At 47.0% G+C, this 15,854-nt stretch carries 13 protein-coding genes; 6 read left to right on the top strand and 7 right to left on the bottom strand.

The features are described 5' to 3' along the window. Window positions 1–31: 31 nt before the first annotated feature. Both QUB61_RS33160 and QUB61_RS33155 read right to left on the bottom strand, forming a co-directional pair. Window positions 32–1,576: a CHASE3 domain-containing protein gene (locus QUB61_RS33160; protein ID WP_333134680.1), complete on the bottom strand. Its 1,545-nt coding sequence runs from the start codon at window positions 1,574–1,576 to the stop codon at window positions 32–34. A 729-nt stretch (window positions 1,577–2,305) separates the two neighbouring features. Beyond that, the gene (locus tag QUB61_RS33155) at window positions 2,306–3,511 is read right to left on the bottom strand and encodes a 4-hydroxy-3-methylbut-2-enyl diphosphate reductase (protein WP_333134678.1); all 1,206 of its coding nucleotides are present in this window, start codon (window positions 3,509–3,511) and stop codon (window positions 2,306–2,308) included. Window positions 3,512–3,643: 132 nt separating this feature from the next. Between QUB61_RS33155 and QUB61_RS33150 the strand changes: the two genes are divergently transcribed. Next, the gene (locus QUB61_RS33150) at window positions 3,644–4,078 is read left to right on the top strand and encodes a GxxExxY protein (RefSeq protein WP_333134676.1); all 435 of its coding nucleotides are present in this window, start codon (window positions 3,644–3,646) and stop codon (window positions 4,076–4,078) included. Between the two features lie 243 nt (window positions 4,079–4,321). On the opposite strand, the gene QUB61_RS33145 is transcribed toward QUB61_RS33150, so the two are convergent. Next, on the bottom strand, window positions 4,322–5,755 hold the full coding sequence (locus QUB61_RS33145) for an ammonium transporter (RefSeq protein ID WP_333134674.1): 1,434 nt from the start codon (window positions 5,753–5,755) through the stop codon (window positions 4,322–4,324). Window positions 5,756–6,248: 493 nt separating this feature from the next. Then, window positions 6,249–7,160 (bottom strand): SGNH/GDSL hydrolase family protein, encoded by a 912-nt coding sequence (locus QUB61_RS33140; RefSeq protein WP_333134672.1) that lies wholly within the window; start codon window positions 7,158–7,160, stop codon window positions 6,249–6,251. Between the two features lie 281 nt (window positions 7,161–7,441). Between QUB61_RS33140 and QUB61_RS33135 the strand changes: the two genes are divergently transcribed. Continuing rightward, entirely contained in the window at window positions 7,442–8,044 is a 603-nt protein-coding gene (locus QUB61_RS33135; protein ID WP_333134670.1) for an IS607 family transposase, read from the top strand. Between the two features lie 305 nt (window positions 8,045–8,349). On the opposite strand, the gene QUB61_RS33130 is transcribed toward QUB61_RS33135, so the two are convergent. Then, entirely contained in the window at window positions 8,350–9,951 is a 1,602-nt protein-coding gene (locus QUB61_RS33130; RefSeq protein WP_333134668.1) for an ammonium transporter, read from the bottom strand. Between the two features lie 83 nt (window positions 9,952–10,034). Next, a complete protein-coding gene (gene purE / locus QUB61_RS33125; RefSeq protein WP_333134666.1) occupies window positions 10,035–10,556 on the bottom strand; it encodes a 5-(carboxyamino)imidazole ribonucleotide mutase in 522 nt (173 codons plus the stop codon). 232 nt (window positions 10,557–10,788) lie between these two features. Between purE and nagA the strand changes: the two genes are divergently transcribed. From nagA to QUB61_RS33105, 4 genes are all read left to right on the top strand, one after another. Then, window positions 10,789–12,018, top strand: a complete 1,230-nt coding sequence (gene nagA, locus QUB61_RS33120) for an N-acetylglucosamine-6-phosphate deacetylase (protein WP_333134663.1) — start codon at window positions 10,789–10,791, stop codon at window positions 12,016–12,018. A 227-nt stretch (window positions 12,019–12,245) separates the two neighbouring features. Beyond that, complete coding sequence (gene bchM / locus QUB61_RS33115) at window positions 12,246–12,932, top strand: magnesium protoporphyrin IX methyltransferase (protein WP_333134662.1); 687 nt, start codon at window positions 12,246–12,248, stop codon at window positions 12,930–12,932. A 283-nt stretch (window positions 12,933–13,215) separates the two neighbouring features. Continuing rightward, window positions 13,216–13,608 (top strand): DUF423 domain-containing protein, encoded by a 393-nt coding sequence (locus tag QUB61_RS33110; protein ID WP_333134660.1) that lies wholly within the window; start codon window positions 13,216–13,218, stop codon window positions 13,606–13,608. A 182-nt stretch (window positions 13,609–13,790) separates the two neighbouring features. Beyond that, window positions 13,791–14,660 carry a hypothetical protein gene (locus QUB61_RS33105; RefSeq protein ID WP_333134658.1) on the top strand — a complete coding sequence of 290 codons (870 nt, stop codon included), beginning with the start codon at window positions 13,791–13,793 and terminating at the stop codon, window positions 14,658–14,660. A gap of 238 nt (window positions 14,661–14,898) precedes the next feature. On the opposite strand, the gene QUB61_RS33100 is transcribed toward QUB61_RS33105, so the two are convergent. Next, entirely contained in the window at window positions 14,899–15,336 is a 438-nt protein-coding gene (locus QUB61_RS33100) for a transposase (protein ID WP_333134656.1), read from the bottom strand. Window positions 15,337–15,854 lie beyond the last annotated feature (518 nt).

Here is a 15,854-nt window from a genome sequence, read left to right as displayed (position 1 = left end):
GGGTACGCCTCACGCGCATTCCTCCCGACACTCAACGGGGTACCGTTAGAGTGCGGGACTCCTGCTGTTTTAGTTGAACTAAAGTAACGCGGTGGGCAATTACCGCAGGCAAGGGCGATCGAACACTGATTTGAGCGTGCCTGGATTTAGCGTCGGCTTGTACCATAGCAATTGCCTCGGCGACAGCAGATTCTAACTCTAAAACTTGCAGCGATAAATCAGCGCGGCTGAGGCGGCTGTAAGCTAGCAAATCTTGGATCAATTCTTCTAATTGTTGCCCAGAATTAACAATTTGCTGGGCGTATTCCTGACCGAGTTCGTCGAGGAGGTCGCGGTAATCTTCTAATAAAGCTTCAGCTAATCCCTGCATTCCCCGCAGGGGAGCGCGCAAATCGTGGGCGACGGTATAGGTGAAAGATTCTAATTCTTCGTTAGCTGCTTGAAGTTGAGTGGTGCGGAGTTCTACTCGCCGTTCTAAGGTAGCGTTGAACATCCGAATTTCTGCTTCTGCTTGTTTGCGCGCAGTTACGTCAATGGCGGTACTAATTACTAAACTTCTGCCGTCGGAAAGCTTGCCTAAAGGTGCGGAATAAAAGTCCCAAACTCGAGTTTCGCCGCTGGCTGTGGCAATCATATATTCGCCTTCAGAAATGCGCGCGTTTAATTGGTGCAGCCGATCGATATCTGCTTGCACTACCGATTTGCGGCTGTGGTAAGCTTTTTCTGTCCAATCTTCAATTGTGGGAATTTCTGAGTGTTGGTAGCCTGAGAGTTCTGTCCAAGCGCAGTTAATTTGCAAAACTTCTCCGTTTTCAGCGTGCAGCATAATTGGCAGCGGGGCGTCGAGAATGGCGCGGCGGAAACGTTCTTGGGTTAATTCTAGGGAGTGGCGATCGTGTTCTAGCTGTTCTAACAGTTGATTTTGCTTGATTTCGGCTTGGTCGCGCAAAACTCGATCGCGCTTCACCAAATAGTAAACCAACACCATCAGCAGGAAATTTACTAAAGTGGCAACGCTAAAAGTCAGGATTGTCAAATTAGCACTCGCTTGAGATTCTCGGGCGCGCTGCTGCAATAGCTGAGTTTCTTCCGCAGTCATGGCGGCTATCTGCTGCCGAATGTCGCCCATGATTTGCTTTCCCCTACCGGATTTTACTTCCCGCAGGGCTGCTTCTAAGTTTTGTTCGCGTTGCAGATTGATGGTTCCTTCAAGTTCGGCTAATTTAGAGTCGATCGCAATTTTCAAGTCGCCAATGCGCTGTTGCTGCCGATTATTGTCAGCGGTTAGCTGCTGCAATTCGACTACTTGCTCGTTGATGCGGTCGTTCGCGCTGTGATACGGTTCTAAATACCATTCTTCTCCCGTCAGCAAATAACCGCGCTGTCCGGTTTCAGCATCTTTTAAGGTGGAAAGCGTGGCTTCGAGTTCGGTTAAAACTCGGTGAGTGTGGCTCACCCAGCGTTCGTTTTCGACTAACTTGAGAGTGTTGCAGTAGGAAGTTGCCACATTCAAAATTAGCAGGGCCAAGGCCATTCCGATACCTGCGGTAATTTGGCGAGTCAGCGATTGTTTCATGACACGATCGGCACGCGAGTCCTGCTTTTATCTTTATTTTAGCGGGATTCAGACTACGCGAATTTGTGGCGCCCGCTGTCCGGCGGCCAAAGCCTATAAATTTAAGGATCGAATGTGCGATCGATCTTGTGTTTAGTTTAGTCTCGCTCCTCCTCGCATCCCCCTTAAGTCTCAGATGCAAGAAATCGCTTTCTTGCGTCTCGTGATGCAGGCAGGCCCCACACAATCTAGGATGGTCAACAAAGCTTTATTCACAATATTTTGTTCATCGATCGTGCTGCTTTCACAGTTTCAAATCCCGGCGCAAAGAAAAGAGTTTTTACCTATTGACTTCTGTTGATTTTTGGGATATATTTTAAATAATGGGAGTGGTGACATAAATTAAATTTTTGCCACTATTCCCATTATTAAATAATACACGATCGAGCGAGCCACGTCAAGCATTTTACCCCAAAAAAAAAGGCGAATTTTTAATATTTTATTTAAGAAATAATTAGTTGGAGGCAGGGGAGAAATTGACAGGAGCGATTAGCGGGTGAATAGTATCATCCATGCAAGCGATCGAGTAAGTTCCCAGAATTCAGCGGTTGAAAGTAGTTGAATATCAAATCCGATTATATCGGAATTATAGTCTCTTGGCTGACGTGAGAGCGATGTCAGGAGCGAGGAATCAGGCAAGCACTGCACTGAGAAAATTATGATTCCCAGTGCAGTGCCGAAACAATATAATTACACAACAGCAGCCGCTTTCATCGCCAAAATTCGATCGATCGCATCTTCAACAGCCTTATCAGGCGTAGAAGCACCCGAAGTCACGCCCACGACAATTTTACCATCGGGTAGCCAACCTTCAGTTACGACCAAATCTCCCCTCAAAGGCTTGTGTTCGATCCGATTTCCCGGTAAAATGCGCTCCGCACAATCAATGTGATAAGAAGGAATATTTTTGTCGATCGCAATTTCCTGCAAATGCGTAGTATTAGAAGAATTAAAACCCCCAATCACCAGCATCAAATCCAACTTTTCGTCAACCAAACTCAACACAGCATCTTGCCGTTCCTGAGTCGCATCGCAGATAGTATTAAAACTCTGAAAATGCTCGTTCAAATTCTCCGGTCCGAACTTGCGCATCATAGTCCTTTCAAACAACTTGCCAATATTTTCTGTCTCTGTTTTGAGCATAGTAGTTTGGTTAGCAATCCCCACCATTTCCAAATCCCGATCCGGGTCAAAACCAGCAGAATAAGCCTTACTAAACTTAGCAAGAAACTCAGCCCTATCGCCCCCGTGCAAAATATAATTGGTGACATATTCAGCTTCCTGCAAATTCAGCACAATCAAATACTTATCAGCAAAAGAACTCGTCGCCACAGTTTCTTCGTGCTTGTACTGACCGTGAATAATCGAAGTATAATCTTTCTTCTTGTGCTTCTCAACAGTATTCCAAACCTTAGAAACCCAAGGACAAGTAGTATCAACAATCTTGCAGCCCTTATCATTAAGTAACTGCATTTCTTGCACGCTCGCCCCAAAAGCAGGTAAAATTACCACATCACCGCTATCGACAACAGAAAAATCTTTCTGCCCCTTTTCAACAGCAATAAAACCAACTTCCATATCGCGCAAATGCTGATTTACAGAGGGATTATGAATAATCTCATTAGTAATCCAAATCCGTTCCGAGGGGAAATGCTTGCGAGTCTCGTAAGCAATAGCTACAGCGCGTTCCACCCCCCAGCAAAACCCAAAAGCCTGAGCCAGCCGGATCGTGACTGCGCCGCGTTCCAGCCTGTAATTATTGTCGCGAATTTGCTGGATCAGACTGCTTTGATAAGCCGTCTGCATCACCCCAGCTACCTCAGCTTCGTGTCCGAAACCCTTGCGGTGGTAGTTTTCAGACTGTTGGAGCGATCGTTTAAAAGCTTTAGTATCCATGCGTATCGAGTTGAAATCTAGGTTAATTACCTTTGATTTTAGGATGCCTGGGGTGCGATCGGGATTATTTGATTGAGTAGGTTCGAGGGGATATGCTATTTATACGATCGACACATGGGGAGGGAAGAAGGAATGAACCGCGAAGACGCGAAGGACGCGAAGGAAGAAGAAAGAAGAATGAGACAATTGGGCGAACAGGTAGAACAGTTGGCTTATAGAGTGATTGGGGCGGCTATTGAGGTGCATCGGCTTTTGGGGCCAGGATTTTTAGAATCAGTGTATCAGGAATCCTTAGAAGTTGAATTTCGGATGCGGGGGATAGCTTGTCACCCCAAAAAGCCAGTAGCAATCACCTACAAAGGTTATTCAGTTGGCGAAGGTCAATTAGACTTTCTGGTTGGCGATATCCTCATTGTCGAATTAAAAGCTGTCGAAAAGCTAGCTCCCATCCATGAAGCGCAAGTTATCTCTTATCTTAAAATGACCAAAAACACCCTAGGCCTTCTGATCAACTTCAACGTTCCGATCCTCAAAGAAGGCATCAAACGCATAATTCTTTCATCTTAACCCTTCTTCCTCTTCCTTCTTCGCGCTCTTCGCGCCTTCGCGGTTCGTTAAAAAAACTCAAAAAAAAGCGCCAAAAGACGGAAGAACGAATGAACCGCGAAGACGCGAAGGACACGAAGAAGGAAGAAAGAAGAATGAGACACTTTCCTTCGCGCTTTTCGCGCCTTCGCGGTTCGTAAAAAAAAACCGAGAGACCCAGATAGCTGAGTCTCTGCACGATCGAACTCCCACAGAAAATCAGCTTCAAATCTTCTTAGGCGCAAAAGGAGAACTCGATTCATACGAACTGAAACCGCCGGCAAAATCCTCACCGTAAGCTTCTTCCCCGTGCTCGCCGATATCCAAACCTTGGTCTTCAGCAGATAAGGGCACTCGCAGTTCCATAAACTGCCCTAAAATTTTCAGGATCGCAAAAGTGCCGACAGCCGCAAACAGGTAAGTAGCTAGAATGCCTACCAACTGTGTGCCGATTAGCCCCGGATTCCCCGCAAACAGCCCGTCATTTCCGGCTGCGTTAACGGCTTTAGTCGCAAACACGCCTGTCAGAATCGCGCCTATAGTTCCGCCGACGCCGTGAATCGGGAAGGTATCCAAAGAGTCGTCAAATCCCAGCTTAGCCCGGAAACTCACGGCAAAGAAGCAGCAAACCGAAGTGATCGATCCGATCAAAAGCGCCCCCACTGGAAGCACGAATCCAGCCGCAGGTGTGATGCCCACCAATCCCGCGAGGAAACCGCTAGCTATTCCCACTGCTGTCGGTTTGCCTCTGAGTACCCATTCCACAATTGTCCAAGTTAAACCGCCGGCTGCTGCAGAAATCATGGTGGTGACAAAAGCCACTGTTGCTAAAGAACCAGATCCCAAAGCACTACCGCCGTTGAAGCCAAACCAGCCGAACCACAGCATCCCAATTCCCAGCAAGACGTAGGGTACGTTGTGGGGGGTGTGGGGCTTGTTCAAGTGGTCTTTGCGGGGCCCGATCATCCAAGCTGCGACAACGGCAGAAACGCCGGAACTGATGTGCACGACTGTGCCGCCGGCAAAGTCCAGAGATCCGATCGCCTGCAGCCAGCCTCTACCCCAAACCCAGTGGGCTAAAGGAGAGTAGATGAAGGTAGACCACAGCAGCACGAACCAGAAATAGGTTTTAAATGTTACCCGTTCGACGATCGCCCCGGAAATCAAGGCTGGAGTGATGATGGCGAACATCATCTGGTACACCATGAAGACTTGGTGCGGTATTGTCGGTGCGTAGCCGATCGGATCTGGTTTGTCGGCCGTGACGTTGTTCAAGAACATCCAGTCGAAACCGCCGATGAAGCTTTCGGTCCCTTTACCAAAGCCTTCGGACGCTGGAGTGGAAACGTCAAAGGCCAAACTGTAGCCCCACAGCGTCCAGGTGACGCCGATCACTCCCATCATGACTAAGCTCATCATCATCGTGTTGAGGACGTTGCGCGATCGCACCAGTCCCCCGTAGAAAAACGCCAGTCCTGGTGTCATTAACAGCACCAGTGCTGAGGAAACCAACATCCAAGCCGTATCGCCGGTGTCGATCGGATTCGGCGCCACCGCAGCAGGTGCTGCATCAGCAGCTTGAGCTAAGGCATTGTCCGTCAGCGGTCCGCTTAACAGCCACAGGGCGATGATGCCGATCGTTAAACTTTTTTTGATCACGTTAGTTGTACCTTCTCATACTCAGCAGTTTTCAGGGAAGACCGGACCGATTTTAGATGGGAGGATTTTAGATGCAATAGTTATTTGGTTTTAAGTCCCTGTTTTAGCGGAACAAATCTTCAATAGATAATTCCCCCATCCTCAACCCCCCGACTTCGTATAGCCGGACTCATCTAAATTCGTCAACCATCAATCCAACGGTCTGTGCTTTTGGATTGCACCATTTGTACAAACTGTTATTCTGTATCACCCTATACTAAAGAGCTAAGGATCATATTTCTTAATCTATCCGTCGCTACTTGACATAGCCCGTGACAGCCGAGTGGTCGGGAAGGGGGAGTTGAGGAGAGGGCAAGAGTTTTGAGTAGGGGAGAGTGGGAGGAGGAGAGGGAGAGGACGAGAGGGGGAGAATATGACTTCATCCTTTATCTTTCTAACTAATGACTAATGACTAATGACTAATGACTAATGACTAATGACTAATGACTAATGACTATTCTTTCAACTGCATCTGACTGAACAGTTGCAGGGCCGATCGCCAAACCAGATAACCTTGATCGTTAAGGTGCAAGCCGTCTGTGCTGAGTTCTGTTGGCAAATTGCCGTCAACATCCGCAAACAGCGGGTACAAATCCAGATACAAAACATTTTCAGAACTAGCAATTTCTTTCAGCCGCCGATTTATTGCCCGAATCCGACTGTTGGGAATCGCCAGCAGCCGTGAGCGATTTTCCCAAGTAGCTTGTTCCCCGCTGTGCGGCAAAATCGACTGCACAACTACTTCTGCTTTGGGGTGAGCCCACCGCAAATCGCGAATAATCTGCCGTTGGTTGTCCAAAATCCCTTCGTCGCTGGCCCCGCGCAACAAATCGTTAATCCCGATCATCACAAACACAGTATCCGGCACAGTTCGATCGAACAACTGCAACCGCTTCAGCAAACCCACGGAAGTTTCCCCCGAAATCCCTTGATTCAGCCAAATTCGATCGACCGGTAACAGCTTCGTCGGAAACCACATACTCAGAGAATCCCCAGCCAAAACACTCAGTCTTGAGGGTCGATTCGCCGCGGCCGCCTCAGCTTCGCGACCCAACTGCGTCACCCACTGCTGGTAAGTCCATTTATGTCGCGGTCCTGGAACGGGCACGTCTAGCACTGCCTTTGCCGAGGTAGCCGGTTGGTCAATTTGTTCCTGGGCGCCTTCTGCTGTCACCGCAACAGTCGCCGGGAAGCTTTCTGCCCAGTTGTGTCCCCGCAGCAGTAGTTGAGCGACTGTGAAGATCAGTACCCCGTTCGTCGCCAAAGATAGCAAAGCCCAAGCCGGAACCGTTTTCGATCGGCTAACTTCCATCCCTAACAGGGATTTATGAGTTCTACTTCTGCTACCTCCTCCAAACTTTTCCATAAACTCAAGCTATTTGCAGCCATCACACCGAATAATTTGCACTCATTGCTGCATCAAATTTTACCGCTCAATTAAAGCCTCAATTCTTGTAAGAATCAAGCACTGTGCTGTGTTGGGCGCCACGGCGATGCAGAACTTTGCTTTTTCGCACTACTTTACCATAAAAAATCTGCCTACCAAACTTTCTGGCACCGCCATCGGATTTGTCAAAGCCGCAGCCTTGCACAAAAATATATCTAAAACTGATCGAACTTACTCATTTGTGATGCTAAAATCCAAAAATGAAAAAATTAACTATCACTGAAGCAGCCAAACTTAAAGGTGTGAGCGCTTCCACATTACGCAGGTGGGAAGCCGAAGGCAAGCTAATACCGGAACGCACGGCTAACGGTCACAGACGGTATGACCTAGCTCATCTTCTCGGCTTAAAGCCCAACGGCGCTTTAACGGTTGCTTACGCTCGGGTTAGCAGTCACGACCAAAAAGATGATTTAGACAGACAAAAACAAGTTTTGGAATTGTTTTGTGCATCTCACGGCTGGCAATTCCAAATCATTGATGATGTGGGTTCTGGGGTAAATTACAGTATGCGGGGTTTACAACGTCTAATTCGGGCGATCGCAGACAATCAAGTAGAAAGGTTGGTGTTAACTCACAAAGACAGAATGCTGAGATTTGGTTCTGAACTAATTTTTAATTTGTGCGAACACTTTGGGACAGAGGTAGTGATTATCAATCAAACTGAAGATGCTAGCTGTGAGGAGGATTTAGTTAAAGATCTACTAGAAATAATCACGATGTTCTCAGCCCGCCTTTATGGCAGCAGGAATCACAAGAACAAGCGCATCGTTGAAGAACTTAAAGCAATTGCCGATAAACTCTAACCAATACACCAGTTTGCAACGCTCGTCAGTTACAAATTCTCAATTCCCATTTCCCCATTACTAATTACCAATTATCGGTGTAGATCTCATGCAATCGAAAACTGCTATATGTACGCCACTAAAGGTGAACTAATAATAAAAATATGCCCGCGTTCGCATCGAAGATTGAAACGCGAGCACAACGATAGACAGCCATAAGTTGGCGGCTATTTCAGATTGGGGTTTTTCTGAGTAAAGGGGTCAATTAGCTTATAAATAGCTAATTTAAGACACGAAAGCTGAATTGAGCGATCTCTTCGCACGCTCTACAGTTTGGTAGTCCTCTCCCCAGAACCCCCAGCATAACCGCCGTAGCTGCTCTCACTTCTGTTGTCCAAGCTCGTTTCCTTCACAAACCCGGTGTAAGCTTCCATCCCGTGTTCGCCGATATCCAAACCTTCAGCCTCCTCTGAAGCAGAAACGCGGATACCCAGCAAAGCTTTGAGTGCGGCCCAAAAAATCGTACTCAGCAGCACGGTCATCCCGCCTACAGAGATAATGCCGACCAACTGCGCCCACAGTTGACCGAAACCTCCGCCCACAAGCAATCCGGCTGCCGGGCCTGCGGTATAAAGTCCAGTTGTAGGCCCGTCAGCAAACAAGCCAACCGCCAGAGTTCCCCAGATGCCGCAGACTAAGTGAACTGAAGTTGCCCCTACAGGGTCGTCAATTTTCAAGTTGTCGAAGAAAGTTACTGCGAAAACTACCAGGATACCGGCGATGGTGCCGATAATGGCAGAGTTGGGGATGTTGATCCAAGCGCAGCTAGCTGTTACGCCGACTAAGCCGGCGAGGATGCCGTTGATAATCATCGAAAGGTCGGGTTTGCCCAGGTACAGCCAAGCAGTAATCGTTGCAGCAACTCCCCCGAAGGCGCCGCCGGTGTTGGTGGTGATGGCAATGTGGGCGATCGCATTTGGATCGACTGCCATTGTCGAACCGGGATTGAACCCGAACCAGCCCAACCAAAGAATCAAACAGCCCAGGGTGGCAATGCTCATATTGTGTCCCGGCATCGCCACAGTATCGCCGTCGCGGTACTTGCCGATCCGCGGCCCCAAAAATGCCGCTCCCATCAAAGCAGCCCAACCGCCTACCGAGTGAACCACTGTCGAACCGGCAAAATCCCAGAAGCCTGCTTTTGCCAGCCAGCCGCCGCCCCAAATCCAGTGTCCGGTAATCGGGTAAGCAATGCCTACTAGCAGCAAGCTGAAAATTAAGAAGTCAATGAATTTAACTCGCTCTGCAACTGCTCCAGAAACGATCGTGGCAGCCGTTCCCGCAAAAACTAATTGGAAAAAGAATTTAGCGTTGAGGGGGACTCCCGTCCAGTTTAATGAGCTGAAAATGCCTTGATAAGCGTCTCCTGTGGCGGGGCTGTTGTCCGCTACATTCCACAGAAAAAATCCGCCGCTGCTGCCAATAAAACCGTTGCCGTTACTGAACATTAAGGCAAAGCCGATCGCCCAAAATGCGAGCGTAGAAAGCGCAAAAACAATCAAGTTTTTTGACAGCACGTTGACGGCATTTTTTTGGCGGCAAAACCCGGTTTCCAACATACAGAAACCGGCGTTCATAAAGAAGACTAGCATCCCAGCAACCATGACCCACATGGTATCCATGCCCACCTTAAGGCTGGCTAATTGTTCCTCGGTGGTTGGCGCGGGAGCTGTTTGGGCTACCGCCGCATATCCCCACACCAAGACGATGATTGCTGTTATTGGTATGCAGGCTTGCCAACTTGGACTGAGGCGGGCGATCGTCCTTTGTAATTTCTTGAACCTGTTAACTTTTGTAAAAAAATTAGCGGCTGACAAATTTAAAGACTCCCGCCTGACTGGTTTTGACTTTTTCTTTCCGACAGTCATTTTAATCACTTTTACCCTCTTTACGGCTAGTAAGCTCAGCAATATTCGGAAAACTTTCCAATTTTACTACAAAAGTTTATGGATTATTTGTTCATATTGAGATAGTTTTGATAGCCTAGCTCTTCTAGCTGATTTTGTTTTTTCATTACAGATTCGGACAAAGTTTTGCGGTAATTTAGGACTCGCTCTAGCAATTCTGGCTGATGAGCTGCTAGTATCTGAACTGCCAGCAAGCCAGCATTCTTAGCGTTGCCGATCCCCACTGTGGCTACGGGTATCCCGGCTGGCATTTGCACGATCGAGTACAGCGAATCTACCCCTTGCAGGTGGCGGCTCGGTACAGGCACGCCAATTACTGGCAAGGGCGTTAAAGATGCTACCATACCCGGGAGGTGCGCCGCTCCCCCGGCTCCTGCGATAATGACTTTCAAGCCTCGTTGGTGCGCGGTTTGGGCGTATTCCACCATGCGCGAGGGAGTGCGGTGCGCCGAGACGATCGCCACGGAGCAAGCAACGCTGAATTCTTCGCAAACGGAGATCGCTTCAGACATGGTTGGCAAATCCGAATCGCTACCCATGATAATTCCAACTGTTGGTTCATTCATGCAATTTTCAGATGTGAGATTTCAGATTAATGGTAATTTTAAATTATGACGTTAACTAAAATTTAGATATTTTCTAGCAAAACTGAGGCTCGAAAGCAATTTGGTTACAAGCCACCATGCAGAAACCAAAAAGCTCCGCATCCTCATAATCCGCCTCCAGATTTATCCCTGGGAGCAAATCTAAAATCTCAACTCTAAAATCTCAACTCTAAAATCTAAAAACTAAAATCGGATGACTGAAGCCACAACCCCAACTGCCGCCCCCACAGATATTCTCAATGCTCGCCTCCCCGGTTGCAAGGATTTGCAGATGCTTGCTGTTGACGAGACGGGAATCATTCAAGAAGTTTTGCCGATGGACGCCGTATTTAAACGGATTTGTCCTCCCGATTTGCAAGTGCTTGATGTAGCAGGCGATTGGCTTTCTCTGGGCGGTGTTGATTTGCAGATTAACGGCGCCTTGGGTTTTGCTTTTCCCGATTTAGAAAGCAAGAATATTGAAATTTTGCCGAAAATTTGTCAATTTTTGTGGAATCAGGGAGTGGATGCTTTTTTGCCGACTTTGGTGACAACTTCGCTGGATAAGTTTAGGCGATCGCTCTCGACTATAGCTGATTATATGCGCACTGTACAAACCGCTGCTCCTGGAACAATTCAACCCAAAACAGCGGAAATTCTCGGCGTTCACCTCGAAGGCCCTTTTCTCAACCCCCTGAAGCGAGGAGCTCACCCAGTTGAGTTTTTGTTACCGCTAACTATAGAAAATGTCAAGCAAGTTTTAGGAGATTGTGCCGATATTGTCAAAATAATTACTTTAGCGCCGGAGTTAGACAGCACTGGCGAAGTCATTTCCTATTTGCAAAGTTTGGGAATTTCCGTCAGTCTCGGACACTCCCAAGCGACGGCAGAGCAAGCCCAGCAAGCATTTGCTCGGGGAGCTTCAATAGTAACTCACGCTTTTAATGCGATGCCGAGTTTGCACCACCGAGAACCCGGTTTGTTGGGAGCGGCGATCGTTTATCCGGGCGTAAAATGCGGTTTAATTGCTGACGGAAAGCACGTTTCTCCGACAATGATTGATTTTTTGCTGCGCGCTGGCAGGTATGAAAAAGGCGTTTTTTTAGTGAGCGATGCTTTGGCTCCTTTGGGTTTGCCTGAGGGTGTTTATCCTTGGGATTCCCGACAAATTGAAGTGAGAAAAGGTACGGCTTGGGTCAGATTAGATTACCACTCGCCCCTGGAATCTGCTACTTTGGCGGGTACAACTCTGCCGTTGTTGGCGGGAGTGCAGAATTTGGTGAAATGGGAAATTTGCGATGCCGAAAGTGCGATCGCGCTGGCAACTGAATCTCCGAGAAGTGCGATCGCACTTTCGGGAATTATTGGCAAATCGGCAACTCAATTGTTGCGCTGGAATTTAAATGGGGCGACAAAGGAATTGACTTGGCATCGACTCTTTTAACCTGTTATACCATTTTAGATTAAATAATTAAAGAATTGAACCATTAGGAATGTGGGCAGTGGTATTACCCGATAGATTTGAGATTTGAGATTTAAGATGGGCGGTTTTAATCTAAAATCTAAAATCGCCCATCTTAAATCGATCGATGGTTGCAAGTTGCGGGTTTTCCGAACCGGATTGCTATATAATATCTAACCGTTGGCAATAACTCAGCAGCAGGCAGATCGATGAATTTGGTAGACGACAAGACTATTGTTAGACAGTATTTTAACTCGACGGGATTCGATCGCTGGCAACGCATTTACGGCGACGGCAAAGTCAATAAAGTGCAGTTAGACATCCGTACAGGGCATCAGCAAACGGTGGATACAGTGCTCGGCTGGCTGCAAGCTGACGGCAATTTGCGCGGGCTCTCTGTCTGCGATGCCGGCTGCGGCGTGGGATCTCTGAGCATCCCTCTAGCTGACGCTGGGGCAATTGTTTGCGCTAGTGATATCTCTGAAAAGATGGTAGCAGAAGCTTACGATCGATCGACAGCAGTTCCCGGCAAGCTCTACAACATATCCTTCGCCGCCCAAGATTTGGAAGCTTTAACCGGCAATTTCCACACAGTGATTTGTTTGGACGTGCTAATCCACTATCCTCAAAATAAGGCTGCAGAAATGATCGCTCACCTAAGTTCGATCGCCCAATCGCGACTAATTATCAGTTTTGCCCCCAAAACTTTAGCACTAACCGCCCTCAAAAAATTTGGCGAACTTTTCCCCGGTCCTAGCAAAACTACCCGCGCTTACCAGCACCGCGAAGCTGAGATTATCAAAATCCTAGAAAACAATGGTTTTGTTATTAACAGAACAGCGATGACTAGCACTAGCTTTTACTATTCTCGCTTGCTGGAAGCTGTGCGAAAATAGGTTAAAAATATTTGCAAAAAAGCTAATTGATCGTAAGCCTAGGGTGCGCCCCGCGCACCTTCGCTTCCCAGACTTAGGCCAGCGAACATCTCTACTATGCGATTGCTTCGCGGAGGCTCGCAATGACAAGTAAGGCAGACACCGCGCACATTCGATATCAACAATTAGATGTTTTTCCCTCTTCCCTCTTCCTTCTTCCTTCTTCGTGACATCCGTGACATCCGTTACATCCGCCCTTGCGAATCCGTTGCCGAACTTCCTTCTTCCCAATTCAATCAATATTATGTCAACGCTAATTTTAATTCGCATTTTTATAGCAGCGGCAGCCGTATTCGGAGGTTTATCCGTTGCAGGCGGTGCTTTCGCCTCCCACGCTTTGAAAAATCAATTGAGCGATCGAGCTTTAGCAATTTTTGAGACCGGCGCCCGCTATCAAATGTACCATGCCCTAGCTCTATTACTCGTCGCTTTACTCTTGAGCTACGCCCAAGAGTCTCAAACGTTTTTTGCAGTGGCTGGATGGGCTTTTATTGCCGGCACTATCATCTTTTCAGGCAGTTTGTACGCCCTGAGTTTGACTGACATCAAATGGCTGGGTGCAATTACGCCCCTGGGGGGAGTTGCTTTTATTGTCGGTTGGGGGTGTTTGGCAGTCGCTGCTTTTAATTTTAAATAGGCAACTGGTAAATTTTGAGGCAATTGGCAATTGCCAATTGGCAATTGCCAATTACCTAATTTGCAAACACACTGGGGAAAGAGTGCTATACAGTCCTCAAAGTATTGGTATCAATGATTGTCACCAGTCTTTTAATCCTAAAATCCTAGAACAATCCTAGAATACCGAAAGAACGCAAACTCATGGCACAGGCTAGAAACACCGCCCCACAATGTGGCATCAAGGTCTATCAGGACAAAGGCTCCCTAGCCCTGCGGTTCCCCGTCAAGTACAACCCCGTCTTTGAGCAACTAGACGGCAAAGCGATCGCTTTGCAGAAATGTTTAGGCCTAGGACTCAAGTACAGTGAGGTTAACTGGAGGCGGGCAACACAAATTGCGATCGACATTGAGAATGACTTGGAGCATAAGGACTGGCTTAAACTGTTTGACCCGACACTTGGCAGGTATGGGATAGGCAACTACAAGTACAAAGACAAGTTGACTGATGTGTTGCAATTACCGTCCTATGTTCCTGAGATGACAGTAGGGGAAATGTGGGAGGATTACCTGGTGTGGAAAGAGCCACAGTTAGAAGCTACGACCTTCGGCGCACAATACGAAAGAACCTACACCAATATTCTTAAAGGTAAGGTTTGGGATAATACTTTAAAAACTTATCAAAGCACAGGCACAGGAGTGTACGACCTCCCGTTAAGTCCCGAAGTAGGGCAAAATTTTTTACTGGTAAGCTGTCATAAAGCTATTTTGATTGCAACTATACGCGCTCTCAATGAAGCTTTCACTCGCGCTCACTCACTGGGTAAAGTAAAACTTAGTATTAATCCGTTTTTTAAACTTCACAAAAAAATAGGCGACAAGACAAAGGAAAAATACAAGCAGACTGTTACCGCTGATGGTGAAGTGCTTGAGTGGTGGCAAATACAAGATGCCAATGAAGACGAGCAAGAACATGATAGGAGAGCGTTTACAAAGGAAGAACGAGACGCCATAATCAAGGAGTTCTATGAGTCCCAAAAAGATAATGAACGTCATGCAGCACCGCTGATTTAATTCCTGTTTCTGACTGGATGCCGTCCAGGTGAGGCTTTCGCCTTAAGGTGGCAAGATCTGATGTTTGAGCGGGGGTATATTCGCTTTAGCAAGAGTTACGCAGGGTCAATTAAGGAAACTAAGCTGGGAGGGTGACAAAGAGGTCTATAAACTAGACGCAATAAGGGTTGCAGCCCGTATTTCCTGTTGATAAAAACGATGTTTATTACGAGTTAATTTCATTAACTCTTGCACAGATTCAGAATATTGTTCCAGATAATTTACCCACGGCTCTCCATCTTGCGCCAACGCCAAAGGTACTCAGTCTCTGATATTTTAGGCTCGGCTGCTTACGACGAGATACATATTTTTGTACCTGCTTTTTCGAAATTTCACTGCCTTGAAATATAGCACAACTATAGAGAATCGCTATTAATAAAATCCTTTTAATGAGTCGGTCTCCTTTTAAGCTAGTCCCTTCTAGATTGTAGCCGACTGTCTTACAATCTCGGAACATTTCTTCAATTCGCATCCGCTTTTTATAAGCTGCGATCGCGACGGGCAACGAGCCTAAATCTGTCAGAATAAACCAGGCCTCTTTTACTTTCAGTCCCCGATAGTCGCGTTTCCATTTACAAGCAATATCAAATCCGGCTACCGGCCTGGTTTTTCTGACCCTTACTCCTTGAAAATACAAAGATGTTCCACAGCATGACTCCTAATTGATCCAAGCGCTGCCAGATTAAGTTTTCTGTTTCGACACAATGATTTTTTTTGAGCCTCAAATAAAAAGACACACCCATTGCTCCCGGCCAGTTTCCCAAATCTACCGAACAAAATTCACGGTCTCCCAATAAGAGAACTTTATATTCTTTAAGCAATGGTAAGACTTGTTGTAGAGCCAAAGTTTGTTCGCGTAAATTACTGTTTCCTAATTTGGGTAACAAACACCAGTATAATGGGATAGCTCTTTTCTGCCTTAGGTCGGGCGATTGTGAACAGATTGATACACCCCCATTGATGTAGGAGCGATCGCAATTGATAAGCTTTGTCCAACAGAGCAATAAGTTGTTAACCAATAAGTGATTAATGGAAACCAAATTAGCGCGATCGTTAAAAGACTGTAGTTTAGACTAACCAAAGATGAGAACGGTGGCAAAAGAAGAACTAGAGCCACCGTTAAGGAGAGAATGAGGGTGAAAAATAAAACCTATC

The organism is Microcoleus sp. C2D2 (assembly GCF_036702495.1).
Lineage (GTDB): Bacteria > Cyanobacteriota > Cyanobacteriia > Cyanobacteriales > Microcoleaceae > Microcoleus.
Note: the sequence above shows the minus strand (reverse complement) of the source record. Positions and strands in the feature narration are given on the sequence as shown.

Excerpts from the sequence above, each read along its gene's own strand:
- QUB61_RS33105 (WP_333134658.1), top strand. The coding sequence starts at position 13,791 with ATGGCACAGGCTAGAAACACCGCCCCACAATGTGGCATCAAGGTCTAT.
- QUB61_RS33140 (WP_333134672.1), bottom strand. The coding sequence starts at position 7,160 with ATGGAAAAGTTTGGAGGAGGTAGCAGAAGTAGAACTCATAAATCCCTG.
- QUB61_RS33135 (WP_333134670.1), top strand. The coding sequence starts at position 7,442 with ATGAAAAAATTAACTATCACTGAAGCAGCCAAACTTAAAGGTGTGAGC.
- QUB61_RS33130 (WP_333134668.1), bottom strand. The coding sequence starts at position 9,951 with ATGACTGTCGGAAAGAAAAAGTCAAAACCAGTCAGGCGGGAGTCTTTA.
- purE (WP_333134666.1), bottom strand. The coding sequence starts at position 10,556 with ATGAATGAACCAACAGTTGGAATTATCATGGGTAGCGATTCGGATTTG.
- nagA (WP_333134663.1), top strand. The coding sequence starts at position 10,789 with ATGACTGAAGCCACAACCCCAACTGCCGCCCCCACAGATATTCTCAAT.
- QUB61_RS33160 (WP_333134680.1), bottom strand. The coding sequence starts at position 1,576 with ATGAAACAATCGCTGACTCGCCAAATTACCGCAGGTATCGGAATGGCC.
- bchM (WP_333134662.1), top strand. The coding sequence starts at position 12,246 with ATGAATTTGGTAGACGACAAGACTATTGTTAGACAGTATTTTAACTCG.
- QUB61_RS33150 (WP_333134676.1), top strand. The coding sequence starts at position 3,644 with ATGAACCGCGAAGACGCGAAGGACGCGAAGGAAGAAGAAAGAAGAATG.
- QUB61_RS33155 (WP_333134678.1), bottom strand. The coding sequence starts at position 3,511 with ATGGATACTAAAGCTTTTAAACGATCGCTCCAACAGTCTGAAAACTAC.
- QUB61_RS33110 (WP_333134660.1), top strand. The coding sequence starts at position 13,216 with ATGTCAACGCTAATTTTAATTCGCATTTTTATAGCAGCGGCAGCCGTA.